Source organism: Streptomyces poriticola (genome assembly GCF_036689765.1).
Classification (GTDB): Bacteria; Actinomycetota; Actinomycetes; order Streptomycetales; family Streptomycetaceae; genus Streptomyces; species Streptomyces poriticola.
Genome location: NZ_JBAGKH010000006.1, coordinates 130,748 through 157,023, shown reverse-complemented (window position 1 = coordinate 157,023; position 26,276 = coordinate 130,748). Strand labels below are relative to the sequence as shown.

General features: G+C 71.7%; 14 protein-coding genes, 1 tRNA gene and 1 pseudogene. 15 read left to right on the top strand and 1 reads right to left on the bottom strand.

All coding sequences use genetic code 11. The features are described from left to right. Window positions 1-10: 10 nt before the first annotated feature. The 3 genes and pseudogenes from V5O46_RS12525 to V5O46_RS12515 all read left to right on the top strand — a co-directional run. Window positions 11-199 (top strand): DUF4244 domain-containing protein, encoded by a 189-nt coding sequence (locus V5O46_RS12525; protein ID WP_332884631.1) that lies wholly within the window; start codon window positions 11-13, stop codon window positions 197-199. Next, the gene (locus V5O46_RS12520) at window positions 186-563 is read left to right on the top strand and encodes a TadE family type IV pilus minor pilin (protein ID WP_332884630.1); all 378 of its coding nucleotides are present in this window, start codon (window positions 186-188) and stop codon (window positions 561-563) included. Before V5O46_RS12525 ends, V5O46_RS12520 begins: the two co-directional genes overlap by 14 nt. Beyond that, window positions 560-844 (top strand): annotated as a pseudogene (locus V5O46_RS12515) (Rv3654c family TadE-like protein); the annotation flags it as partial. The gene V5O46_RS12520 and the pseudogene V5O46_RS12515, both read left to right, overlap by 4 nt. 142 nt (window positions 845-986) lie before the next feature. Here the strand turns inward: V5O46_RS12515 and V5O46_RS12510 are convergent. After that, complete coding sequence (locus tag V5O46_RS12510) at window positions 987-3,659, bottom strand: DEAD/DEAH box helicase (RefSeq protein WP_332884629.1); 2,673 nt, start codon at window positions 3,657-3,659, stop codon at window positions 987-989. 82 nt (window positions 3,660-3,741) lie between these two features. On the opposite strand from V5O46_RS12510, the gene bldG reads away from it, so the two are divergent. The 12 genes from bldG to V5O46_RS12450 all read left to right on the top strand — a co-directional run bounded on the left by bldG (window position 3,742) and on the right by V5O46_RS12450 (window position 26,156). Then, on the top strand, window positions 3,742-4,083 hold the full coding sequence (bldG, locus tag V5O46_RS12505; RefSeq protein ID WP_003975386.1) for an anti-sigma factor antagonist BldG: 342 nt from the start codon (window positions 3,742-3,744) through the stop codon (window positions 4,081-4,083). Window positions 4,084-4,199: 116 nt separating this feature from the next. Next, the gene (locus V5O46_RS12500; RefSeq protein WP_332884628.1) at window positions 4,200-4,628 is read left to right on the top strand and encodes an ATP-binding protein; all 429 of its coding nucleotides are present in this window, start codon (window positions 4,200-4,202) and stop codon (window positions 4,626-4,628) included. Between the two features lie 284 nt (window positions 4,629-4,912). Beyond that, complete coding sequence (locus tag V5O46_RS12495) at window positions 4,913-7,330, top strand: sodium-translocating pyrophosphatase (RefSeq protein ID WP_332884627.1); 2,418 nt, start codon at window positions 4,913-4,915, stop codon at window positions 7,328-7,330. 239 nt (window positions 7,331-7,569) lie between these two features. Then, a complete protein-coding gene (locus tag V5O46_RS12490; protein ID WP_332884626.1) occupies window positions 7,570-8,160 on the top strand; it encodes a small secreted protein in 591 nt (196 codons plus the stop codon). Window positions 8,161-8,208: 48 nt separating this feature from the next. Further along, the gene (locus tag V5O46_RS12485; RefSeq protein WP_332884625.1) at window positions 8,209-9,729 is read left to right on the top strand and encodes a DUF7059 domain-containing protein; all 1,521 of its coding nucleotides are present in this window, start codon (window positions 8,209-8,211) and stop codon (window positions 9,727-9,729) included. Window positions 9,730-10,217: 488 nt separating this feature from the next. Continuing rightward, complete coding sequence (locus V5O46_RS12480; RefSeq protein WP_332884624.1) at window positions 10,218-10,415, top strand: hypothetical protein; 198 nt, start codon at window positions 10,218-10,220, stop codon at window positions 10,413-10,415. Between the two features lie 271 nt (window positions 10,416-10,686). After that, the gene (gene topA / locus V5O46_RS12475) at window positions 10,687-13,575 is read left to right on the top strand and encodes a type I DNA topoisomerase (protein WP_332884623.1); all 2,889 of its coding nucleotides are present in this window, start codon (window positions 10,687-10,689) and stop codon (window positions 13,573-13,575) included. A gap of 102 nt (window positions 13,576-13,677) precedes the next feature. Beyond that, on the top strand, window positions 13,678-17,214 hold the full coding sequence (gene tmk / locus V5O46_RS12470; protein WP_332884622.1) for a dTMP kinase: 3,537 nt from the start codon (window positions 13,678-13,680) through the stop codon (window positions 17,212-17,214). A gap of 187 nt (window positions 17,215-17,401) precedes the next feature. Further along, window positions 17,402-18,607: a DNA polymerase III subunit delta' gene (locus V5O46_RS12465; RefSeq protein WP_332884621.1), complete on the top strand. Its 1,206-nt coding sequence runs from the start codon at window positions 17,402-17,404 to the stop codon at window positions 18,605-18,607. Between the two features lie 163 nt (window positions 18,608-18,770). Then, window positions 18,771-20,369 carry an alpha/beta hydrolase gene (locus V5O46_RS12460; protein ID WP_332884620.1) on the top strand — a complete coding sequence of 533 codons (1,599 nt, stop codon included), beginning with the start codon at window positions 18,771-18,773 and terminating at the stop codon, window positions 20,367-20,369. Between the two features lie 278 nt (window positions 20,370-20,647). After that, window positions 20,648-20,724 (top strand) — tRNA-Thr (locus tag V5O46_RS12455). 1,304 nt (window positions 20,725-22,028) lie between these two features. Continuing rightward, entirely contained in the window at window positions 22,029-26,156 is a 4,128-nt protein-coding gene (locus tag V5O46_RS12450) for a LamG-like jellyroll fold domain-containing protein (RefSeq protein WP_332884619.1), read from the top strand. Window positions 26,157-26,276 lie beyond the last annotated feature (120 nt).

Here is a 26,276-nt window from a genome sequence, read left to right as displayed (position 1 = left end):
GGGGGTTGACATGTGTCAGGTGGTACGGGCAAGGCTGCGTGCGACGCGGCGGGACACCGGGATGGTCACGTCGGAGTACGCGATGGGCATCGTCGCGGCGGTGGCGTTCGCCGTGGTCCTCTACAAGGTGCTGACGAGCGGCGCGGTCAGCGCGGAACTGCAGAGCATCGTGCAGCAGGCACTCAATGCCCGGATGTGAGCGCGACCTGGGTGTGCGGCGCGACCGGGGGTTCGTGACGGCGGAGACGGCAGTGGTGCTGCCGGTGCTGGTGATGTTCGCGATGGCGCTGGTGTGGTGCCTGCTGGTGGTGGCCGCGCAGATCCAGTGTGTGGACGCGGCCCGGGCGGGCGCCCGCGCGGCGGCCCGTCAGGATCCCGCCGAGGCGGTCGTGGCGATAGCCCGCGCGGCGGCGCCGCCCGGCGCGTCGGTCCGGGTCGGCCGGGAGGCGGACCGGGTCAGGGTGGTCGTCGTCGCCGGGCCGCCGCTGCTGCACGGGCTGCCGTTCGAGGTGCGGGAGGAGGCCGTGGCGTCGGTGGAGGGCACGAAGGAGCCGGGCTCATGAAGGGCGGCAGCTGCGGCCGGGCGGTCGCCGACCGGGGTTCCGCCACCGTCTGGAGCGTCGGTGCCGTCGCCGTGCTGTGCGTCGTGTTCGGCGTGGTCCTGGCCCTGGGGCAGGCCGTCGTGGCCCGGCATCGAGCGGCCGCCGGTGCGGATCTCGCGGCCTTGGCGGCGGCCGACCACTGGTCCCGGGGCGGGCCGGAGGCCTGTGCGCTGGCGGGCGGGGTGGCGAGGGCGCAGGGCACCCGGCTGCTGCGCTGCGCGCTCACCGGGCGGATCGTGGACGTGACGGCCGCGTCGGGGGCGGGGCCGTTCGCGGCCGAGGTCAGGGCCCGGGCGGGCCCACCGGAGGGGGTTCCTCCCCTGCCGGTTCCACCGCCCCGGCCCGTGGTCCGTGCGCAGGGGGTCGCTTCGGGGTGGGCGGGACTTACGCCGGGTCCGCTGATCCGCCCTGCGGGTTCGGTGTCGGTTCCTCCGGCGATCCGGCCCGCGGTCCGTGCGCAGGGTGTCGCCCCGCGGTCCGCAGTACCTGCGTCCGGTCCGCTGGTCCGGCAGGGGGTTCCTCCGCCCGCCCTTGATCCGCGGGCTGCGGCTCCCGAGGCGGTTCTTGGCCCGCGGGTTGCGGTTCCCCCGTCGGCCCTCGCCCCACGGCCGGCGGAGCACCTCGTAGCAGGACGGTGAGCAGCCGCACCGCGCCCCTCTTGTGCAGCGGGTCGTTGCCGTTGCCGCACTTGGGGGACTGGATGCAGGACGGGCAGCCGGCGTCGCACTCGCAGGACGCGATGGCCTCGCGGGTGGCGGCGAGCCAGTCGCGGGCCGTGTGGAAAGCGCGCTCGGCGAAGCCCGCGCCGCCCGGGTGACCGTCGTAGACGAAGACCGTCGGCAGCAGCGTGTCGGGGTGCAGCGGCACCGAGACACCGCCGATGTCCCAGCGGTCGCAGGTGGCGAACAGCGGCAGCATGCCGATCGACGCGTGCTCGGCGGCGTGCAGGGCGCCGCCGAGGATCTCCGGGCCGATCCGGGCGTCGTCCAGCTGGTCCTCGGTGACCGTCCACCAGACCGCACGGGTACGCAGCGTCCGGGGAGGGAGGTCGAGCTTCGTCTCGCCCAGCACCTCGCCGGTGATGAGGCGCCGGCGCAGGAAGGAGACCACTTGGTTGGTGACCTCGACGGAGCCGTAGCACAGGCGTCCGTCGCCCCAGGGGATCTCGACGTCGGTGTCGAGGACGGAGATGGACGTGGTGTCGCGGGCGACCGTCGAGTACGGCGGACTGGCCTGTTCCACCAGGGCGACCGCGTCGTCCAGGTCGAGCGACCGCACCAGATAGGTGCGCCCCTGGTGCAGGTGCACGGCGCCCTCGTGGACCGTCGTGTGGGCGGCTCCGGCGTCGACCGTGCCCAGCAGCCGGCCGGTGCCGGACTCGACGACCTGTACCGGTCGGCCGCCCTCGCCGCGGATGTCGGTGAGGTCGGCGGCGCGCTCCCGGCGCGTCCAGTGCCAGGCCCGGGTGCGGCGACGCAGCAGCTTGGCGGACTCCAACTGGGGGAGCAGTTCCCCGCAGGCGGGACCGAACAGCTTCAGGTCCTCGTCGGTGAGCGGCAGCTCTGCCGCTGCCGCGCACAGATGGGGGGCGAGGACGTACGGGTTGTCGGGGTCGAGGACGGTCGATTCCACCGGTTGGTCGAACAGCGCCTGCGGATGATGGACGAGGAAGGTGTCCAGGGGATCATCCCGTGCCACGAGCACGGCCAGCGCCCCCTGCCCGGCGCGCCCCGCCCGCCCCGCCTGCTGCCACAGGGACGCCCGCGTGCCGGGATAGCCGGAGATCACCACCGCGTCCAGGCCGGAGATGTCGACGCCGAGTTCGAGGGCGTTGGTCGCCGCGAGACCGAGGAGTTCGCCGGAGTGCAGGGCGCCTTCCAGCGCGCGGCGCTCCTCGGGCAGATAGCCGCCGCGGTAGGCCGCGACACGCCGGGCGAGCGACCGGTCCACCTCGGCCAGGCGCTCCTGGGCGATCACCGAGATCAGCTCGGCGCCGCGCCGGGAGCGGACGAACGCGATCGAGCGCATGCCCTGCACCGTGAGGTCGGTGAGCAGGTCGGCGGTCTCGGCGGTGGCCGTGCGCCGGACGGGCGCGCCCTTCTCGCCCTCCAGTTCGGTCAGTGGCGGCTCCCAGAGTGCGAACACCAGTTCGCCGCGAGGTGAGGCGTCGTCCGCGACCTCCGCGACCGGCAGGCCGGTGAGCCGGCGGGCGGCGACCGCGGGCTCGGCGGCGGTGGCGGAGGCCAGCAGGAACACCGGCGAGGTGCCGTAGTGGGCGCAGAGCCGGCGCAGTCTGCGCAGTACCTGGGCGACATGGGAGCCGAAGACGCCTCGGTAGGTGTGGCACTCGTCGATGACGACGTACCTCAGCGCCTTGAGGAAGGAGGACCAGCGGGGGTGGGAGGGGAGGATGCCGCGGTGCAGCATGTCCGGGTTGGTCAGCACGTAGTTGGCGTACTGACGGATCCACTCCCGTTCCTCGAACGGTGTGTCGCCGTCGTGGACCGCGGCGCGCACCGACGCGCCGAGCGGCTGTGAAAGATCCTTCACCGAACGGCACTGGTCGGCGGCGAGCGCCTTGGTCGGAGCCAGGTAGAGGGCGGTGGCGCCGCGCCCGTTCGGGGCCTCGGCGCCGTCCAGCAGGGTGGACAGGACCGGCACCAGATAGGCCAGGGACTTGCCGGAGGCGGTGCCGGTGGCGACGACCACCGACTCGCCGTCCAGGGCGTGCTCGGCGGCCTGCGCCTGGTGGGCCCAGGGGTCGGTGATCCCCGCGGCCCGGACCGCCGCGACGACCTCCGGCCGAATCCGGTCCGGCCAGACGGCATGGCGACCCTCACGCGGGGGCAAGTGCTCCGTATGAGTGATGCGCGACGCCCGGCTCGGCCCCGCGGTGAGCCGGTCCAGTATCGTGCGCGGTTCCGTCCGGGAAACGGGGTCCGTCGAGGGTCGATCGGATCGGTGATTCTTGGCCATCGGCATCGAGTGTGTCACTGGCGTGACGGACAATGGGAGGAAGGCGTCGTGCACGCCTGCCGGTAAGTGATTGAATGCCATCGCGGCTGGCGAACCGTCCCGGGGGCTCCAAGCCGAGGTGTCCCGAGGGGCGACCGCTCGATAGCAAGGTGCTGGAGGATCCGTGGACCTGTCCCTGTCGACCCGTACCGTCGGCGATCGCACGGTCGTCGAGGTCGGTGGCGAAATTGACGTATACACCGCGCCCAAGCTGCGCGAGCAGCTGGTCGAGCTGGTGAACGACGGGAGTTTTCATCTCGTCGTCGACATGGAGGGCGTGGACTTCCTCGACTCCACCGGGCTCGGCGTGCTGGTCGGCGGCCTGAAGCGGGTGCGAGCCCACGAGGGCTCGCTGCGCCTGGTCTGCAACCAGGAGCGTATTCTCAAGATCTTCCGTATCACCGGCCTCACCAAGGTGTTCCCGATCCACACCTCGGTCGAGGAAGCGGTGGCGGCCACCGACTGACGACCGGCACCGATCCCGGGCCCGGCGGGCCCGGGACGCCGAGTCGAACCGGAGGGGGCCGGGCTTTCGGCGGCCCGGCCCCCCCGACAGCACGCCCGTAGCTCAGAGGGGGATGCATGGCCACCGTCGAACTCCGCTTCAGCGCGCTGCCCGAGCACGTCCGCACCGCCCGTCTCGTGGCGGCCGCGGTGGCGCGCAGGGCCGGAGTGGACGAGGCCGTCCTCGACGAGGTCAGGCTCGCCGTCGGTGAGGCCTGCACCCGGGCCGTCGGGCTGCACCAGAGCGGGGGCATCACGGCGCCGGTCAAGGTGGCGCTGACCGAGGACGAGAAGCAGTTCTCCATCGAGGTCGGCGACGAGGCACCGCACGCCATGCCCGGGGGCGGCGCCTCTGGAGCCGGCGACGACGCGGAGGCCGAGGAGGACGAGATGGGCCTCGCGGTCATCAGCGGGCTCGTCGACGACGTGGAGGTCTCCGCCACCGAGGGCGGCGGGCTGATCCGTATGACCTGGCCGACCACGCCCCCGATCGTGCCGATGCCCTGACACCCCCGTCACTCGAAGGGCCCTACCTCGTAGGGCCCTTTGTCATGTGCGGAAACAGCAGGTCACGCATACAGTGGGTGCGTGCGGACGACAAGTGAATGAATTCACGATCAGCCCCACCGTAAAATGGATCACGGTCACCTGATCGAGCCCAATGCTTTTGAGGTATTACAGCTTTCTGCTTGACAGGCCAATTCCATTTGTCGCGCACTGTTTTGATCAGGTTCCGGTTACCTACAATCCCGTCCACATCTTGAGCTCAGCCCAAGCGTCAAGGAGGACGAATGGCGGGGCTTTCTACCCCTCAGTTGGACCCTCATCAGTTGGGCGACCCCTCGATCTTCGCAGCTGCGGTGCTGACCGACGGCAACCGAGCCATCGTGGTGGTCATCGCCGCCGTGGCGCTGGCCGCGCTGGTGGTCGCGGGCATCCTGGTGCGCCAGGTGCTCGCGGCGGGCGAGGGAACCGACAGCATGAAGAAGATCGCGGCGGCCGTCCAGGAAGGCGCGAACGCCTATCTGGCCCGGCAGCTGCGCACGCTCGGTGTTTTCGCCGTGGTCGTGTTCTTCCTGCTCATGCTGCTGCCCGCGGACGACTGGAATCAGCGGGCCGGACGATCCGTGTTCTTCCTGATCGGCGCGGCGTTCTCGGCGGCCACCGGCTATATCGGCATGTGGCTGGCCGTGCGCAGCAATGTGCGCGTCGCCGCGGCGGCGCGGGAGGCGACACCGGCGGAGGGTGAGCCGAAAAAGGATCTCACCCTCGTTTCGCACAGAGCGATGAAGATCGCATTTCGCACGGGCGGCGTGGTCGGCATGTTCACGGTGGGGCTCGGTCTGCTGGGCGCCTCCTGCGTGGTGCTGGTCTACGCGGCCGACGCGCCGAAGGTGCTGGAGGGCTTCGGTCTCGGCGCGGCGTTGATCGCGATGTTCATGAGGGTCGGCGGTGGCATCTTCACCAAGGCCGCCGACGTCGGCGCCGACCTGGTCGGCAAGGTCGAGCAGGGCATCCCGGAGGACGATCCGCGCAATGCCGCGACCATCGCCGACAATGTGGGCGACAACGTCGGAGACTGCGCGGGCATGGCGGCCGACCTCTTCGAGTCGTACGCCGTGACCCTGGTGGCCGCGCTGATCCTCGGCAAGGTGGCCTTCGGCGACTCCGGGCTGGCGTTCCCGCTGCTGGTTCCGGCGATCGGCGTGGTCACGGCGATGATCGGGATCTTCGCGGTGGCGCCGCGCCGCGCCGACCGCAGCGGCATGACCGCGATCAACCGCGGGTTCTTCATCTCCGCGGTGATCTCGCTGGTGCTGGTGGCGGTGGCCGTCTTCGTCTACCTCCCCGGCAGGTACTCCGAACTCGACGGTGTCACCGACGCGGCGATCGCCGGCAAGAGCGGCGACCCCCGCATCCTCGCACTCGTCGCGGTGGCGATCGGCATCGTGATGGCGGCCCTGATCCAGCAGCTCACCGGCTACTTCACCGAGACCACCCGCCGGCCAGTCAAGGACATCGGCAAGACCTCGCTGACCGGACCCGCCACCGTGGTCCTCGCCGGCATCTCCATCGGCCTGGAGTCGGCCGTGTACACAGCCCTGCTGATCGGGCTCGGTGTGTACGGAGCGTTCCTGCTCGGCGGTACGTCGATCATGCTGGCGCTGTTCGCGGTGGCGCTGGCCGGCACCGGTCTGCTCACCACGGTCGGGGTGATCGTCGCCATGGACACCTTCGGGCCGGTCTCCGACAACGCGCAGGGCATCGCCGAGATGTCCGGCGACGTCGAGGGCGAGGGCGCGCAGGTCCTCACCAACCTGGACGCCGTCGGCAACACCACCAAGGCCATCACCAAGGGCATCGCGATCGCCACGGCGGTCCTCGCCGCGGCGGCGCTGTTCGGGTCGTACCGCGACGCCATCACCACCGGCGCCAGAGAGGTGGGCGAGCGGCTCAGCGGCGAGGGCGCGCCGATGAGCCTCATGATGGACATCTCCCAGCCCAACAACCTGGTCGGGCTGGTCGCGGGCGCGGCGGTCGTCTTCCTCTTCTCGGGGCTGGCGATCAACGCGGTGTCGCGGTCGGCGGGATCGGTGGTCCTCGAGGTGCGGCGGCAGTTCCGGGAGCGGCCCGGGATCATGGACTACAGCGAGAAGCCGGAGTACGGCAAGGTCGTCGACATCTGCACCAGGGACGCGCTGCGCGAGCTGGCCACGCCGGGTCTGCTGGCCGTCCTGGCGCCCGTCTTCATCGGGTTCACGCTCGGTGTGGGCGCGCTCGGGGCGTTCCTGGCGGGTGCGATCGGCGCCGGCACGCTGATGGCGGTGTTCCTGGCCAATTCCGGCGGCGCCTGGGACAACGCCAAGAAGCTGGTCGAGGACGGCCACCACGGCGGCAAGGGCAGCGAGGCGCATGCCGCGACCGTCATCGGCGACACGGTCGGCGACCCGTTCAAGGACACCGCGGGCCCGGCGATCAACCCGCTGCTGAAGGTGATGAACCTGGTCGCGCTGCTGATCGCCCCCGCGGTGATCAAGTTCTCGTACGGCGCCGACGAGAACGTCGCCGTACGGGTGCTGATCGCGGTGGTCTCGCTGGCCGTCATCGTCTCGGCGGTCTACGTCTCCAAGCGGCGGGGCATCGCGGTGGACGGCGAGGGCGACGCCGACCAGGAACCCAAATCGCCGGATCCGGCGGTGGTTTCGTAGGCCTCAGGCGGTCCGCCGGCGGTCTCCCGAACGGGCCGGGCGCGAGGGACCGGCTCAAGGCGCGGGCGTACCGCGTGCATTGGCACGCGGTACGCCCGCGCCTCGCGTATGCGCCCCGTCCGCCGGTGCGCGCCGTGAGGCTTATCTCGCTTGGTGCAAATGGCTGCAAGAATGGTCATACCGGACGTTGGTCACGCGAGTGTCGCCCGGATGGCGTGTATGTTCCGGGGCCGGAAGTCATGGAAGGGACCAAACCGGTGAACAAGAAGCTCGCGGCCGCACTGTCCGGCGGTGCGGTACTGGTACTGGCGCTGAGCGGATGCGGCGGCGACGACAACAGCGACAAGCTGAACTCCTGGGCCAAGGACGTCTGCGACTCCGTACAGCCGCAGGCCAGGAAGATCGAGGCCGCCAACGCCTCGATCCAGAAGGAGACCTCGGACAACAGCACACCGCAGGAGGTCCAGTCGGCCGACGCCAAGGCCTTCCAGGACATGTCCGACGCCTACCGGGCGATGGGCAGCGCCGTGCAGAAGGCCGGGGCACCCGACGTCGAGGACGGCGAGAAGAAGCAGAAGGACGCCGTCGCCGAGCTCAACGGCCTGTCCACCTCCTACGCCGATCTGAAGAAGCAGGTCGAGGCCCTCGACACCAAGGACCAGGCCAAGTTCGCCGACGGCCTGAAGGACATCGCCGCCGAGCTGGACAAGCTCGGCAGGAGCGGCAACGTCGCGCTGCGGGCCCTGGAGGAGGGCGAGGTCGGCCAGGCCATGGCCAAGCAGCCCAGCTGCAAGTCGGCCACCGCGACGGCGTCGGCCACGACGAGCTGACGCCCGCTCAGCCGAGCCCCGGGCCGGGCGCGGGGTCACAATGGGGTGGTGAGTAACGCCAGCCTCTCCCCCCTGCCCTCCGCCGACCGTACCGACGTCGCCGCACGCCTGCGCGACGCCCTGCTCGGGGCCTCCTTCACCGCCGACGGGCTGCTGGAGCTGCTCGGTGCCCCCGCCTACGCGGCGCTCTCCCGCAGCGAGACGGTGCCCGCGCTTCGCGCCACCCGTGGCGACACGCCGCTGGAGCTGCTCGTCCGGCTCTTCCTCCTCCAGCAACCGGTCCGCCACGCGCGCGTGGCGGACGTTCTGCCCGTCGACGCCTGTCTGGAGAGCGGCTGGCTCAGGCCGGCCGGGGACGGCGAGGTCGCGGCCACCGTGGATGTACGGCCGTACGGCGGACCCGGCGGTGAGGACTGGTTCATCGTCTCCGACCTGGGCTGCGCGGTCGGCGGCGCGGGCGGCATCGGCCACCGCGCGGAGGGCGTCGTGCTCGGCGTCGGCGGCGCCTCCACCACCCTCGCCGGCATCACCGTCCGTGCGCCAGTCGCCGCCGCCCTCGACCTCGGCACCGGATCCGGCATCCAGGCGCTGCACGCCACCCGGCACGCCACGCACGTGACCGCCACCGACGTCAACCCGCGCGCGCTGCACATCACCGCGCTCACCCTCGCGCTCTCCGGCACGCCGGGGGCCGACCTGCGCGAGGGCTCGCTGTTCACCCCGGTCCGGGAGGAGGAGCGGTACGACCTGATCGTCTCCAACCCCCCGTTCGTGATCTCCCCGGACGCCCGGCTCACCTACCGCGACGGCGGGATGGGCGGGGACGATCTGTGCCGCACGCTCGTTCAGGGAGCGGGCACCCGGCTGACCGAGGGCGGCTTCGCGCAGTTCCTCGCGAACTGGCTGCACGTGGAGGGGGAGGAGTGGACGGACCGACTGCGCTCCTGGGTGCCGAGCGGCTGCGACGCGTGGATCGTCCAGCGCGAGGTGCAGGACGTCACGCAGTACGCCGAGCTGTGGCTCCGCGACGCCGGGGACCACCGCGAGGACGCGGCGCGGTACCAGGCGCGGTACGACGCATGGCTGGACGAGTTCGAGGCGCGCAAGGTCAAGGCGGTCGGCTTCGGCTGGATCACCCTGCGCCGCACCGGGGCCGCCGAGCCGTCGATCACGGTGGAGGAGTGGCCGCACCCCGTGGAGCAGCCGCTCGGCGAGACCGTCCGGGCCCACTTCGACCGGCTCGACTACCTCCGGGACCACGACGACGCGGCCCTGCTGGAGGCCAGCTTCACGCTCGCCGGTGAGGTCGTCCAGGAGCAGGTGGGGCTGCCCGGCGCCGAGGACCCGGAGCATGTGGTCCTGCGGCAGAACCGCGGTATGTGCCGGGCCACCAAGGTCGACACGGTGGGCGCCGGGTTCGCCGGCGTCTGCGACGGCACGATGAGCGCCGGCCGCATTCTGGACGCCATCGCCCAGTTGGTGGGCGAGGACCCGGTGCTGCTGCGCGACCGCACCCCCGCGCAGATCCGCCTGCTGGTGGAGCAGGGGTTCCTCGAACCGGCGCGGTGACAGCCCGCCGATGCGGTGAGCCCTGGTAGCGCAGGGAGCCCGGCCGCGCAGGGAGCCCGGCCGCGCAGGGAGCCCGGCCGCGCAGGGAGCCCGGCCGCGCAGGATGCCCAGTGAGGCAGGAAGTCCGGTAATGCGGTGGGCCCGGTCGGGCACCGAGCCCGGCGGTGCACTGAGCCCGGCGGTGCACCGAGCCCGGTCGCGCTCCGATTCTGGCGGTGCCCTTAGCCGGCCGTGCCCTGAGCCGCGCGGCGCATCGAGCCCCAAGCCGTCGTGGGACACGAGCGGCGCCGGGGAGAGCCGAGAGAAATGAGTCACGGGGGGCCGGAAAAAACTCAGAGGAAAACGAGACACGAGAGTACCTGGGGAACAGGCCACGCCACGGACCGGCGGCCTCCCGTTCACCTCGGGTTCGCCCGGACGCAGCCCGCACGTGTCAGCCTCCCGGAGGCTGGGCGGACACGGTCGGGAGAAAAGGGGCACAGGGAGCCATGGAGCGCGGACCGGCGATCTTCGCGGGAATGGTGTTCGCCCTGTTCGGAGCCGGTCTGCTGGTGTGGACCGCGGCCCGCCTGCGGCACCGTCGACCGGTCGCCCACGGGGTGGGCCAGGCCGCCTCCGCGACGCTGGCGAGCATCGCCGCGGTGATCGCGCTGGCCCTCGGGGTCTGGTGTCTCACCCGCCCCTGAAGGCCGGGTTCCGGTCGCCGTCGGCGATGCGGTCACGGTGACCGGGGGATCGCGCTCCGGATAGGCGCCAACAGGCCGCCGACCACTCCGGGCGGCAGGAACCGGCTCGGTCGGGTTACCGTTCGAGTGGCCGTTGCGGGCTTTTCCCGTTTGACACGGGGGCGGGAGGTACCGTCACACTCCGCAGCGTCACGAGCGAACAAGGAAACAGACCCGACCCCGGGAGCATGCCTGGGTCAGGCCCCAGCGTCGACCGGAGAGAAGAGCGAAGTTGTCCCCGACCAGCGAGACCGCGAAGGGCGGCCGCCGACTCGTCATCGTCGAGTCGCCTGCCAAGGCGAAGACGATCAAGGGCTACCTCGGCCCCGGATACGTCGTCGAGGCGAGCGTCGGGCACATCCGCGACCTCCCCAACGGCGCCGCCGAGGTACCCGAGAAGTACACCGGCGAGGTCCGGCGGCTCGGTGTGGACGTCGAACACGACTTCCAGCCGGTCTATGTGGTCAACGCCGACAAGAAGGCCCAGGTCAAGAAGCTCAAGGACCTGCTGAAGGAGTCCGACGAGCTCTTCCTCGCCACCGATGAGGACCGCGAGGGCGAGGCCATCGCCTGGCACCTCCAGGAAGTCCTCAAGCCGAAGATCCCGGTCAAGCGGATGGTGTTCCACGAGATCACCAAGGACGCGATCCGCGAGGCCGTGGCCAACCCGCGCCAGCTCAACCAGAAGCTCGTCGACGCCCAGGAGACCCGCCGCATCCTCGACCGCCTCTACGGCTACGAGGTCTCGCCGGTGCTGTGGAAGAAGGTCATGCCGCGGCTGTCGGCCGGCCGCGTCCAGTCCGTCGCCACCCGGCTCGTCGTCGAGCGGGAGCGCGAGCGCATCGCCTTCCGCTCAGCCGAGTACTGGGACCTGACGGGCACCTTCCTCACCGGCCGCCCGGGCGACACCTCCGACCCGTCGTCGCTGGTCGCACGCCTGCAGTCGGTCGACGGCCGCCGGATCGCCCAAGGCCGCGACTTCGACTCGCTCGGACAGCTCAAGAGCGCGAACACCCTCCACCTCGACGAGGCGAACGCCCGCGCCCTGGCCGACGCCCTGGAGCAGACGCAGTTCGCCGTCCGCTCCGTCGAGTCCAAGCCGTACCGCCGCTCGCCGTACGCCCCGTTCCGTACGACGACGCTGCAGCAGGAAGCCAGCCGCAAGCTCGGCTTCGGCGCCAAGGCGACGATGCAGGTCGCCCAGAAGCTGTACGAGAACGGCTACATCACCTATATGCGTACGGACTCGACGACCCTGAGCGACACGGCGGTCGCCGCCGCCCGCGCCCAGGTCACCCAGCTGTACGGCGCCGACTACCTGCCGGCGCAGCCGCGCACGTACGCCGGCAAGGTCAAGAACGCCCAGGAGGCGCACGAGGCGATCCGCCCCTCCGGCGACCGTTTCCGCACTCCGGGGGAGACCGGTCTGACCGGCGACCAGTTCAGGCTGTACGAGCTGATCTGGAAGCGGACCGTGGCCTCCCAGATGAAGGACGCCACCGGCAACAGCGTCACGGTGAAGATCGGCGGCACGGCGGCCGACGGCCGGGACGTCGAGTTCAGCGCCTCCGGCAAGACGATCACCTTCCACGGCTTCCTCAAGGCCTATGTCGAGGGCGCCGACGACCCGAACGCCGAGCTGGACGACCGCGAGCGCCGGCTGCCGCAGGTCGCCGAGGGCGACCGGCTCACCGCCGAGGAGATCTCGGTGGACGGCCACGCCACCAAGCCCCCGGCCCGCTACACCGAGGCCTCCCTGGTCAAGGAGCTGGAGGAGCGGGAGATCGGCCGCCCGTCGACGTATGCGTCGATCATCGGCACCATCCTCGACCGCGGCTACGTCTTCAAGAAGGGCACGGCACTCGTCCCGTCCTTCCTCTCCTTCGCCGTGGTGAACCTCCTGGAGAAGCACTTCGGCCGGCTCGTCGACTACGGCTTCACCGCCGAGATGGAGGACGACCTCGACGCCATCGCCCGCGGCGAGGCCCAGGCAGTGCCGTGGCTGCGCCGCTTCTACTTCGGCGAAGGCACCGGCAACGGCGGCGCCGCCGAGGCCGGCAACGGCGACGGCGACCACCTCGGCGGCCTCAAGGAACTGGTCACCGACCTGGGCGCGATCGACGCCCGCGAGGTCTCCTCGTTCCCCGTCGGCAACGGCATCGTGCTCCGCGTCGGCCGCTACGGCCCGTACATCGAGCGCGGCGAGAAGGACAGCGAGCAGCACCAGCGCGCGGACATCCCCGCCGACCTGGCGCCGGACGAGCTGACCGTCGAACTGGCCGAGGAACTGCTCGCCAAGCCGAGCGGCGACTTCGAGCTGGGCACCGACCCGGCCACCGGCCGCCCCATCGTGGCCAAGGACGGCCGCTACGGCCCGTACGTCACCGAGGTGCTCCCCGAAGGCACCCCGAAGACCGGCAAGAACGCCGTGAAGCCGCGGACGGCCTCGCTGTTCAAGACGATGTCGCTGGACACGGTGACGCTGGACGACGCCCTGAAGCTGATGTCGCTGCCGCGCGTCGTCGGCACCGACGCCGAGGGCACCGAGATCACCGCGCAGAACGGCCGCTACGGCCCGTATCTGAAGAAGGGCACGGACTCCCGGTCGCTGCAGTCCGAGGAGCAGCTCTTCACGATCACGCTCGAGGAGGCGCTGGCGATCTACGCCCAGCCCAAGCAGCGCGGTCGTGCCGCGGCCAAGCCGCCGCTGAAGGAACTGGGTACCGACCCGGTCAGCGAGAAGCCGGTCGTGGTCAAGGACGGCCGCTTCGGCCCGTACGTCACCGACGGCGAGACCAACGCGACCCTGCGCTCCGGCGACAGCGTCGAGACGATCACGCCGGAGCGCGGCTACGAGCTGCTCGCCGAGAAGCGTGCCAAGGGCCCCACCAAGAAGACGGCGAAGAAGTCGGCCGCCAAGAAGACGACGGCCAAGAAGACCGCCGCGAAGAAGGCCCCGGCGAAGAAGGCGGCGGCCAAGAAGACGACCACCGCGAAGAAGACCACGGCGGCGAAGAAGACGGCGACCGCCAAGACGGCGACCGCCAAGAAGACGACGGCCTCCAGGGCTTCGTCGGCCTCGTCGGCCTCGTCGGCTTCCCCGGCTTCGTCGGAGGACTGAGCCCTTAGCAGAGCGAACGCCCCGGCATCGATCCGGTGTCGGGGCGCGCGTACGTTCGGGCAACCGCGCGGGGCTGTCGGTGGCTGCCGATAGGCTGAACGCATGACGCGAGCCGAGCAGCCAACGGCCCCTCACCCGGCCTCTGACGACGCACTCGTCGCGGACTCCCGCGAGCGCGCCGTCCGCGCCCTGCTGCGCCGGCCACAGCTGAAGCGGCTGTGGAGTGCGCATCTCGTCGGGGGCGTCGGCGACACGCTCGCCCTCCTCGTCCTGGTCGTCCTGGCCCTCCAGGCGGCCATCGCCGCGGGCTCCTTCGGCGGCGGCTACCGTGGCGCGGCGTTCGCGGTGGCGACGGTCTTCGGGGTGCGCATCCTGGCGACGCTGCTCTTCGGCGCCGTACTGCTCGGGCCGCTCACCTCGCTCACCTCGTCGGACGGCCCGCTGGACCGCCGCTGGACGATGATCGGCGCGGACGGGCTGCGCGCCGCGCTGCTCCTCGTCGCACCGCTGTGGATCGACTGGATGCCGGACGACGCCCTCGCCGTGCTGCTGGTGACCGTCTTCGTCAGCGGGGTCGCCGAGCGCTTCTGGACCGTCTGCCGGGAGAGCGCGGCCCCCGCCCTGCTGCCCGCCCCGCCGCCGGAGGGCGCGAGCGTGCGGCCGCTGCCGGACCACATGGACGCGCTGCGCCGTCTGTCGCTGCGGACGACCTTCGTGGCCGTCCCGCTCGCGGCGCTGGCCCTCGTCGTCGCCGGCCTGCTGAACAACCTGCTGGGCGCGGGCATCGACTGGTTCGCCGGGCACCAGGCCGCCCTCGGGTCGTATGTCGCGGCCGGGCTGTTCGCCGCGTCGCTGTCCGTGGTGACATTCCTGGAGCTGCCCGCGGCCCGCACCCCCCGCGCGCGGTCGCCGCTGGAGGGGCTGCGTCGCCCCAAGGTATCGGCGGGCGCCGAGCGGGGACGTACCGGGGCGCTCGCGCTGCTGGTGCTCGCCGGTGCCGCGGTGGCCTGCGCGGTGTCGGCCGCGGTCGCCGTGGCCGTGCTGCACGCCAAGGACCTCGGCGGCGGCCCGGTGCTCTACGGACTGATGGTGGCCGCGCTGACCGGCGGAGTGGTCGTCGGCATCCGCACGGCCCCCGCCCTGCTGCCGTCCCTTTCGCGCCGCCGGCTGCTCGCGCTGGCGATCGCCTTCGCCGGTGTCGCCCTGCTGGCCGCCGGTCTGGTCCCGGACGACACCAGCGTGCTGCTGATCCTGGTGCTGGCCGGCGTCGGCGCGGGCGTGGCCGCCAACACCGGGCACACCCTGCTCGACCAGGAGACCGAGGACCACCGCCGGGCGCGGACCACCGACCACCTGCACGCGTGCGTGCGGGTCGCCGTGGCGCTCGGTGCGGTGATCGCCCCGCTGGTGGCCGCCCTGATCGGGCCGCACCGGCTGGAGAGCGGCAAGTTCGTGTTCGCGCACGGCGGCGCGGCGTTCACCCTGATGCTGGTGGGCGCACTGCTGCTGCCGGTGGCCGCGCTCGTGCTGGCCAAGGTCGACGACCGCTCCGGGGTGCCGCTGCGGCACGACCTGCGGGACGCGCTGCTCGGCGGCGACGACCCGGTGCAGGCGCCTGCGTCCCACGGCTTCTTCATCGCCCTGGAGGGCGGTGACGGCGCCGGGAAGTCCACCCAGGCCGAGGCCCTCGCCGAGTGGATCAGAGCCAAGGGGCACGAGGTCGTGCTCACCCGCGAGCCGGGCGCCACACCGGTGGGCAAGCGCCTGCGGTCGATCCTGCTGGACGTCTCCAGCGCCGGTCTGTCGCACCGCGCGGAGGCGCTGCTGTACGCCGCGGACCGCGCGGAGCACGTGGACACCGTGGTGCGGCCCGCCCTGGAGCGCGGCGCCGTGGTCATCTCCGACCGTTACATCGACTCCTCCGTCGCCTACCAGGGTGCCGGCCGCGACCTCTCGCCCACCGAGATCGCCCGGATCAACCGCTGGGCGACCAACGGGCTGGTCCCGCACCTGACGGTGCTGCTGGACGTGCCCCCGGAGACCGCGCGCGAGCGGTTCACCGAGGCGCCGGACCGGCTCGAGTCGGAGCCCGCCGAGTTCCACGCGCGCGTACGGGCCGGATTCCTCACGCTGGCCGCGGCCGACCCCGGTCGCTATCTGGTGGTGGACGCCGGCCAGGAGCCCGAGGCGGTCACCACCGTCGTACGCCACCGGCTCGACCAGGTGCTGCCGCTGTCCCAGGCCGAGATCGAGGCCCGGGAGGAGGCGCGCCGCAAGGCGGAGGAGGAGGCCCGGCGCAAGGCCGAGGAAGAGGCCGCCCGCAAGGCCGAGGAGGAGCGCCTGGAGCGCGAGCGCCAGGAGCAGCTGGAGCGGCTGCGCGCCGAGGAGGAGGAGCGCAAGCGGCGCGAGCTGGAGGAGGCCCAGCGCCGCGAGGCCGAACGCCAGGCGGAGGAGGCCCGGCAGCGGGCGGAGGAGGCCCGCCGAAAGGCGGAGGAGGAGCGGGCCCGGCTGCTCGCCGAGGAGCGGGCCCGTGCCGAGGAGGAGGCCCGCCGAGAGGCCGAGGAGGAGCGCCGCCGTCGGCAGGCCGAGGAGGAGGAACGGCTGCGCGCGGAGGCCGAGGAGCGGCGTCTGGAGAAGCAGCGCGAGGCCGAGGAGGCCCTGCTGCGCGCCGAGGAGGCACGCCGGGCGGCGGAGCAGGCCGCGGCGGCTGCGGCGGAAGGCCCCCGGCCCGGGACGCCGCCCCGGGCGACGGCCGCCCCCCGGCCCGCCGGGCGGCGGCCCGCACCGGAGGACGCCACCGTACCGACGCCCGTCGTCCCGCCGACGCAGGCGTCCCCGGGCGCGGGTGAGGACACGACGGTGCTGCGGCCGGTGCGGGAGGAGTCCCCGGAGGAGCCGTCCGGGGAGGGTGGCTCGAGTCCGTCCGGGACGGCGGGGAAGGGGCCGGGGCGCCGTTCGGGTCGATCGAGTCGTTCCGGCCGGTCTCCGGAGTCCGGGAAGGGCTCGGACCGGTCGACGGGATCCGGCGAGGGGACCGGGGCGTCCGGGGCGCAGGGGGTTACCGAGGCGGAGGTGACGACCGAGCTGCCGAAGCCGCCGGTGGCGCCGGAGGCTCCGGGTGCGGCGGACGAGACGGCTGTGCTGCCGCCGGTACCACCGAGGGCGGCCGACGAGACGGCGGTCCTGCCGCCCGTGACGCCGGGTGCTGCGGACGAGACCGCCGTGCTGCCGCCGGTGCGCGCGGACGCCCCCGCCGACCGGGTTCCGCCGGGCTTCTTCCGGGACGAGGACCGCGGCGAGAGCCGGTACGAGCGGGGCGACGGACGCCGGGACGAGCGAGAGGACCACCGCCGTCGGGACGAGCGAGAGGACGGCCGCCGCCGGGAGGAGCAGGGGACGGACCACCGGGCGGGCGACCGCACCCGGGAGCTCCCGCAGGTGGACCCGCGGGCGGACCATCAGGCCGACGCCGGGCGGGCGCCGCGCCGCCGCAAGCGGCCGGACTGGGCCGAGGAGACCCCGCTGGACGACCTGCCGTCGCTGGCGGACGAGCTGCTCGGCCCGCGCCCGGACGACGAGGGCGCCGGTGACGACGACGGCAGCGGCCGGGGCAGCGGCCGGGGTGGCCGCGGGCGCTGACCCCCGCCGCAGGAGCCCGCCCGGATTGTCAGTGGCCCCCCGCACAATGGACGGCGTGCCCGACGGAGCACGGCGCGGTGCAGGACGACCGGACGAAGACGACACGCGCAGGACCACGGGAACACGGGAACACGCCCGCAGGACCACGGGGCGAGGCGCGCAGGACCACGGAAGGACGGCGTGACCCATGACGGTGTGGGACGACCTGGTCGGGCAGGAGAAGGTGAGCGAGCAGCTCGCCGCCGCTGCCCGGGACGCCGACGCCCTGGTCACCGCCGCCGCGGCGGACACGCCGCCGCCCGAGGCGTCGAAGATGACGCACGCCTGGCTGTTCACCGGGCCACCGGGCGCGGGGCGGGAGCAGACCGCCCGCGCCTTCGCCGCGGCGTTGCAGTGCGTCAGCCCGGACCGGGCGCTCGGCGGCGCCCCCGGCTGCGGCTTCTGCGACGGCTGCCACACCGCGCTCGTCGGCACCCACGCGGACGTGACCACGGTGGCCGCCGTGGGCGCGGAGATCCTCGTCAAGGACATGCGGGACACGGTCCGCAAGTCGTTCACCTCGCCGGCCAACGGCCGCTGGCAGATCATCCTCGTCGAGGACGCCGAGCGGCTGAACGAGAAGTCCGCCAACGCGGTCCTCAAAGCCGTCGAGGAGCCCGCGCCCCGCACCGTCTGGCTGCTGTGCGCCCCGTCGATCGAGGACGTGCTGCCCACCATCCGTTCCCGCTGCCGCCACCTGAATCTGCGCACCCCCTCGGTCGGGGCCGTCGCCGACATGCTGGTCCGCCGCGAGGGCATCGAGCCCGAGGCCGCCGCGGCGGCGGCGCGCGCCACCCAGGGGCACGTCGACCGCGCCCGTCGGCTGGCCACCGACCCCGCCGCCCGGGAGCGCCGCGCCGCCGTGCTGAGGCTGCCGCTGCGGGTCGAGGAGGTCGGCGGTGCGCTCAGAGCGGCCCAGGAGCTGGTCGACGCGGCGGCGGAGGACGCCAAGCAGCTCGCCGAGAGCATGGACGCCAAGGAGGCCGAGGAACTGAAGGCGGCGCTGGGCGCGGCCCAGGGGGGTCGGCTGCCACGCGGCACGGCGGGGGTGATGAAGGAGCTGGAGGACAAGCAGAAGCGGCGCAGGACGCGTACCCAGCGCGACAGCCTCGATCTCGCCCTGACCGACCTCACCGCCTTCTACCGGGACGTGCTCGCCCTTCAGCTCGGCTCCCGCACGGCGATCGCCAGTGCCGACGCCGAGGACGCTCTCGACCGGCTCGCGCGCGCCACCACCCCGGAGGCCACCCTCCGCCGGATCGAGGCGATCGCGGCGTGCCGGGACGCCCTCGACAGCAACGTGGCGCCGCTGCTCGCGGTGGAGGCGATGACGATGGCCCTCAGATCGGGTTGACGGAGCCACCGGCCGTCGGGGCAGCCGTTCGCACCCTGGACACGGACACCGACCGGGTATCCCGGGACACGTCCGCGCCCGGACACGGTTGACGGCGTCACTCATAAGAGGCACGCTCCGCACGCAGAGCACTCATGCCATCGCAGAGAGTTACGCTCGCTCAATGCACATCAGGCGCACTCTCCGCAGCCCCCGCCCCCGCCCCCGCCTACGCCCCCGTACGGGTCTCGCCCTGCTCGCCGCCGCCCTGCTCGCCACGGCCTGCTCCTCCGAGGGTGCATCGACCTCCGCCACCTCGGCGTCGGACCCGGCCCTGGCCGCACTCCCCGAGGCCACCCCGTCCGCCCTGGCGCCGTACTACGGGCAGAAGCTGAGCTGGCGCGACTGCGGCGTCCCCGGTTTCCAGTGCGCCACGATGAAGGCGCCGCTCGACTACGCGAAGCCGGCCGAGGGCGACATCCTGCTCGCCGTCGCGCGCAAGAAGGCCACCGGTCCGGGCGAGCGCATCGGCTCGCTGCTGGTCAACCCGGGCGGACCGGGCGGCTCGGCGATCGGCTACCTCCAGCAGTACGCGGGCATCGGCTATCCGGAGGGTGTCCGCGCCCGCTACGACATGGTGGCGGTCGACCCGCGGGGCGTGGCCCGCAGCGAACCCGTGGAGTGCCTCGACGGACGCGAGATGGACGCGTACACGCAGACGGACGTGACGCCGGACGACGCCGAGGAGACCGAGGGGCTCGTCGACGCCTACAAGGAGTTCGCCGAGGGCTGCGGGGCGGACGCCCCGGAGCTGCTGCCCCATGTCTCCACCGTGGAGGCGGCCCGGGACATGGACGTCCTGCGGGCGGTCCTCGGGGACGAGAAGCTGACGTATGTGGGGGCCTCGTACGGGACGTTCCTCGGGGCGACGTACGCCGGGCTGTTCCCGGAGCGGGCGGGGCGGCTGGTGCTGGACGGGGCGATGGACCCGTCGCTGCCCGCCCGCAGGCTGAACCTGGAGCAGACGGCCGGCTTCGGGACGGCGTTCCGGTCGTTCGCGGAGGACTGCGTGCAGCAGGCGGACTGCCCGCTGGGCGGCAGCGGCACGTCGGCGGCCCGGGCGGGGCAGAACCTGAAGGCGTTCTTCGACCGGCTGGACACCGCCCCGATCCCGGTCGGCGACGCCGACGGGCGCAGGCTCACCGAATCGCTGGCCACCACCGGCGTGATCGCGGCGATGTACGACGAGGGCGCCTGGCCGCAGCTGCGCGCGGCACTGACCTCGGCGATGAAGGAGAAGGACGGCGCGGGCCTGATGCTCCTGTCCGACAGCTACTACGAGCGGGACGCCGACGGCAGCTACAGCAACCTCATGTTCGCCAACGCTGCGGTGAACTGCATCGACCTCCCGCCCGCCTTCTCCTCCCCGGACGAGGTGCGCGAGGCGCTGCCCGACTTCGAGAAGGCGTCCCCCGTCTTCGGCGAGGGCCTCGCCTGGGCCTCCCTGAACTGCACGTACTGGCCGGTGCGGGCCACGGGAGAACCGCACCGGATCACCGCCGACGGCGCCGCCCCGATCGTCGTGGTCGGCACCACCCGTGACCCGGCGACCCCCTACCGCTGGGCCGAGGCCCTGGCCGGCCAGCTCTCCTCCGGCCGCCTGCTCACCTACGACGGCGACGGCCACACCGCCTACGGCCGCGGCAGCGCCTGCATCGACTCCGCGATCAACGCCTACCTGCTGCGCGGCACCGCTCCGGACGACGGAAAGCGCTGCTCGTAGCCCCGGTCCACGGACCCGGCCCCGGGCCGCCCGGCTCGGGCGGTCATTGGCCCCACCCGGCAGAGCACGGCGTCGCCGCCTGTCCGGAACGGGTGGGACCTCCTGTCGTGCCTCCCGGCGATCCGGCTTCCCGGCGATCCCCCATTCGGCCGTCGCCGGGAGAGCCGGAAGCAAGATCAGATCGACGGTCCGTGCACCCTCCGGGGCCGGTACGAAGCACCCCGGGAAACTGTGTAGACTTACCGACGTTGCCGATCGCACCATGGTGCATGCGGCGCGCCGCCTTAGCTCAGATGGCCAGAGCAACGCACTCGTAATGCGTAGGTCTCGGGTTCGAATCCCGAAGGCGGCTCCATGGTGAACCCCAGTTCAGGCCTCTGACCTGGGGTTTCTCGTTTTTGTTGACCTTGGAATCTCGGCAAATCGGGCACTGTACGTCTGTGCATCGCAATGCGTAGGTCACGGGTTCGCTCCTTGTTGTCGTTGGACCGTAGCAGGGCTCTGACCAGCAGGTTTGGTGCATTTAGCTCTTCGGTTGCCTATGCAGGCAAGCGCTCCGGTGGACAGTCGGTGGACAAGCGTGCATGGCGGCTAGTCAGAATCGCCTCGCTGCCCCTTGGGGGAGCCCAGGGTTTCGGGGGCCTTGGGAATGGTGGTCGGCGGCGTATGGCTTGTGCTGTTCCGACAGGCGGGGAGAAACCCTGGCTGTCGAGGGGTGACGTCTGGTGAGGTTCACGCCGTAGCGTCGCCCACGGACGGGACCCACATCCGTGGGAGGGTCGGCAGGTGGGCCGGAGTGGGGCGGAGGGGGGAGCGTTGGTGGCGGACGAGGCGATGGCGCAGCGCCTGCCGGGTTGGCTGGTGCCCGACGGTGACTCGCTCGTCGCGCTCTCGGCGGCCGAGGCCGAAAGACCGACGGGTACGGGCGGCTCGACGGTGGAGGTGTACTCGTCCTCGTCGACGTCCTCCTGCAGTTCCCAGCGGGTGAGCGCGGAGAGCCAGGCAGGAGAGAGAGGGCGCAGGTCGCCCGCGGCGAGTTCGGACTCGAACTCGGTGGGCTGGCACAGGTGAGGAAGTGTCGCTGCCGGGCGACGGCGAAGTCGGTGTGGTCGGGCCGGGACGGCACGGCGAAGGCGGGCTCGAGCGTCGCAGCGAGTCGATGCGCCGGGTGCTCACCGACCATCCCTTGTTCGAGGAGGACTCCCTGTCCGCCGAGAACGTCACGATGGTGCCGAGGCCCGTCGTGCCCGCCCGTACGAACCTCGACGGGCGGTGGCCCATGAGCTGGCGGAGAGTGAGTTGTGGGAGTCGCTCAGGCACTGCCCGTTGGTCGTGTGCGACTGGAGTGACCGGAATCAACAGGCCTGGACCGAACTTGTGTGCGTGAGTTAAGTTCCCCCCCGACCACAAAAGTTTCATATGTTTTTCATGATGCGGGGGAACTGAAGATGATGACGCGTGCGCGTATGCGTGGCGTTCGGGGGAACCATCGCGATCGCTCTGAGCTCCGTTCTCGGGGTCGGGCTGCTGCCTGCCACCGCGACGGCGTCGACCGCTGCACGGCCGAATACGCTGGAAACGCAGGCCCGTTCCGCCGTCGGGAAGGCGCCGCTTTCCGAGGAGGAGGCACGGGCGGAGGCCGAACGGACCGGCCGGAGTGTGGAGATCACCTCACTGCGCGGTGAGAGCCACGACGTGTTCGTGACCCCCGAGGGGGACCTGGAGACGCGGGAGTACCTGCGTCCTGTGCGGGCCCGGGTCGGTGGTGAGTGGAAGGCCATCGATACGGATCTGGCGCGGACCGGCGACGGCGTGGTCGCGCCGAAGGTGACGACCGTCGGTCTGGCGTTCTCCGGCGGCGGGACCGACGTGCCGCTGGTGCGGATGAACAGGGCGGGGCGGGAGCTGGCGTTGTCCTGGCCGGGCGAATTGCCCGTGCCCGAATTGGACGGTGCCACGGCGACGTACCGGAACGTGCTGCCGGATGTCGATCTGCGCATGGGCGCGCAGGAGGACGGGTTCACCCAGCTACTCGTGGTCAACTCGGCCGAGGCGGCGGCGAGTCCGGCGCTGGCCGAGCTGCGGCTGAAGCTGGCTGCGGACGGCATGGAGGTGAAGGAGACCGCGGGCGGTGGCCTGGTCGCGGTCGACGAGGGTGCCGGGAACGCGGTGTTCGAGGCGCCCAAGCCGTTGATGTGGGACTCCGGGAACGGCAGTGCCGATGGCGGTGCCGACCAGGATGACACCAGGGACGCCGACAAGGGTGCTGCTCCTCAGCTCCTGCGGAGCGCCCCCCTTTCGGCCGAGGCCGACCCGGCTTCGGACGCCGCCACCGACAGTGAACCCGGCCCCACCGAGTCCGCCAAGCTCGCCCCCGTCGCCGTGGATCTCCCGGCGGGCGGCCGCGAGTTGGTCCTCAAGCCGGACCAGGACGTGCTGAAGGGCAAGGACACCCAGTACCCGGTGTTCATCGACCCGCAGTGGTACTCACCGCGTGCCTCAGCTTGGACGATGGCGTCGAAGTACTGGGCGTCGTCTCCGCAGTGGAAGTTCAACGGCAAGTCGAACGCGGGCCTGGGCTACTGTGGCTGGGCCTACTGCAAGCCGCACGATACCAAGCGGCTTTTCTACCGCGTGCCGACCTCGAAGTTCGCGGGCAAGACGATCCTGTCGGCGGAGTTCGTGGTGCGCAATGTGCACTCGGCGTCCTGCTCGGCGCGCTCGGTGCAGCTGTGGCGGACGAAGGGCATCTCGTCGTCGACCACCTGGAACTCGCAGAACGCGTCCGGCTTCTGGGTCAAGAAGCTGGCGAGCAAGTCGTTCGCGCACGGCTACACGGGCTGCGCCGCGAAGGACGCCGAGTTCAACGTGAAGTCTGCGGTCCAGGAGGCGGCGAACGGCAAGTGGTCGACGATGACGTTCGGGCTGCGTGCCACCAGCGAGTCCGACCGGTACGGCTGGAAGCGGTTCTCGAACAAGGCTTTCCTGCGCGTGAAGTACAACCGCGCGCCGCGGCAGGTGAAGATGTCGCAGCTCGCCATGGAGTACGGCGGCACCTGCAAGAAGCCCGGGAGCGCGGCCCGCGTGCGCACGCTGGGCAAGATCTATGCGAACAACATCACCGACCCGGACGGCGACAACATCGCGGTCCAGTTCCAGGCGAAGTGGGATTCCGGTGACGGCAAGGGACTGATCGCCCGCTGGAAGCCGGCCCGGACGTCGTACAAGAAGTCCGGTTCGAGCTTCTCCATCGCCCTGCCGAAGTCGATCACGCCGAACAAGCAGGTCCACTGGTACGTCCGTTCGTACGACGGGGCGCAGTACTCACCGTGGTCGTACGCCGGGGATCCGACGGGCTGCTACTTCGTCTACGACACCAGTGTGCCCAAGGCACCCGCGATCTCCTCGGGCCAGTACCCCGCGTCGGACCCGGAGGACCCGGACGACCCGTGGTACGACGGGGTCGGCCAGTACGGCACGTTTTCCCTTGATTCGTCCTCCACGGACGCGGTCCGCTACCGCTACGGGTTCAACACCGACCCGTCCGCGTCCCGGCAGATCACCACCAGTGGCGGCGCGGCCAGAGCTGTACGGCTGCTGCCCGCGAAGCCGGGCCTGAACTTCGTCACCGCCCAGGCGTTCGACCAGGCGGGCAACGGCTCGGAGGTCCGCACCTACCAGTTCCGGGTCAAGGCCGGGCAGTCGGAGCGGGCGGCCTGGCAGTTGGACGAGCCCGCCGGCGCCACCGCGGCCGCGGGTGCGACGCCCCCGAGGATCGTACGGCTGCACGGCGGCGCCACCCTCGGCGCCGAGGGCAGGGAAGGCACCGGGCTCCACTTCGACGGCACATCCGGGTACGCCGACTCCGACCTCACCGTCGTGGACACCTCGGACAGCTTCTCCGTCGCGGTCTGGGCCCGACTCGACCGGATGCCGGAGAACGCGGCGATCATCGCCGCCCAGCCGGGCAACCACTCGCCGGGCTTCGAGCTGTACTACTCCCGGTACTACGACCGCTGGGTGTTCAACCAGTACACCTCCGACACAGCCGGGGCCTCCATCGCCCGCGCCATGGCCGCCGCGCCCGGAGACGCCGAGGCGGGCGAGTGGACCCACCTCGTCGGCGTGTACGACGGCAAGGCCAAGCAGTTGCGGCTGTACGTGAACGGCAAGCTCGCCGGTTCCACCGCGTACACCACCGCCTGGGAGGCCCGCCGGGGCCTTCAACTGGGCGCCGGCATCTACAGCGGCACCCACAAGTCCTTCTTCCCCGGCACGATCGACGATGTGCGGATCTTCGACCGGGCGGTCACCACCGCCGAGGCCGGACTGCTGCGCCGGGGTCAGGGTCTCACCAGCGGGCGCCCGGCGCGTGCCGTCTTCCCGCTGGACGAGGAGGCCGCCGCCACCGAGATCGCCGGAACGGCGGCCGAGCAGCCGCTGACTCTTCACGGCGGTGTGACCAGCGGGGCGAGTGGTGTCGCGGGCGCGGCCTTGACGCTGGACGGGAAGAGCGGTTACGCAGCCACCGACCGCCCGGTGCTCAACACGGCCCGCTCGTACACGGTGTCGGCCTGGGCGAAGCTGTCCGCTGGGGAGACCACCGGCAACCGCACAGTGCTCAGCCAGAGCGGCACCTATTACAGCCCGTTCTATCTGTCGTACGAGGCGGGGGAGAAGACCTGGTCCCTGCGCACCTCGCTGGAGGACGTCCAGGCGGGCAACATCAGGGAGCAGCGCGTGGTGGCCAAGCAGCCCGCCCGGCCCGGTGAGTGGGCCCACCTGGTGGCGGTCCATGATGCCATCACCCAGCAGATCCGGCTGTACGTCAACGGGCAGTTGCAGGGCACCGACGCCGCCCCGAAGACCTGGCAGGCCCAGGGCCGCCTGCAGGTCGGCCGGACCATCTGGACGGGCAAGTACGTCGACTACTTCCTCGGCGGCATTGACGAGGTCCGCCTCTTCGACCGTCCGGTCGCAGACGACGAGGTCCGTCAGATGTTCCAGCAGCGGCCGCTGGTCAAGAGCCGCTGGAACTTCGAGGAGACCACTGGGACCGATACGGTCACCATGCCGAACGCCGTCTCCGGCGGCAGCGCGCTCACACTGAACGGCGGTGCGACGAAGTCCGACTCGGCCTTCATCGACTACGGCAGCCTGGAGCTCGACGGCGTCCGCGGCTACGCGGCCACTACGTCCGTCCCGGTGGACACCAGCGCCAGCTACACCGTCACCGCGTGGGCCCAGGCCGCCGCGCTGCCCAAGAGCGGGGTCTCGCTGGTGAGCGCCGAGGGTTCCGGGCAGAGTGCCTTCAGCGTCCGCTTCGTCCCGGACACTGCCGATCCGGAGGGCCTCGGCCACTGGGAATTGACGGTGCCGGACAGGGACGGCACGGACGCGACCGTCGTACGCGTCGCCAACAGCGAGTTCTCCGACGCGCGGGACTGGAACCACCTGGCCGTCGTCTACGACGGCTTCGCCAAGCAGGCCCGCCTGTACGTCAACGGCACGCTCCAGGTCGTCTCCTGCGGCGACACCGACGGCGACAGGGAAGCCGACGAGGACGCGTGCGCGGACCAGGTCTCCTGGGCGGAAAACACGCTGGCCTTCAAGGCGACCAAGTCCCTCCAGATCGGCCGTGCCAAGACCGACGGGGCCTGGGGCGGGTACTTCCCCGGCCTGGTCGACGACGTCTGGACCTTCCAGGGCGCGCTGACCGACGAGCAGGTCGAGAAGCTGGCCACGACCTGGTTCGACCTCCCGACCGAGGTACCAGGCGTCGGCTGACACCCGCGGTCCCTGTCCTTCTCTTTCCTTTCTCCTTCCTTTCCGCCGGCCCGTCCCTCCGGGGACGTGGCCGGTGCCCATCCCACACGAGGATTACAGCCGCATATGTCTGGAACATCC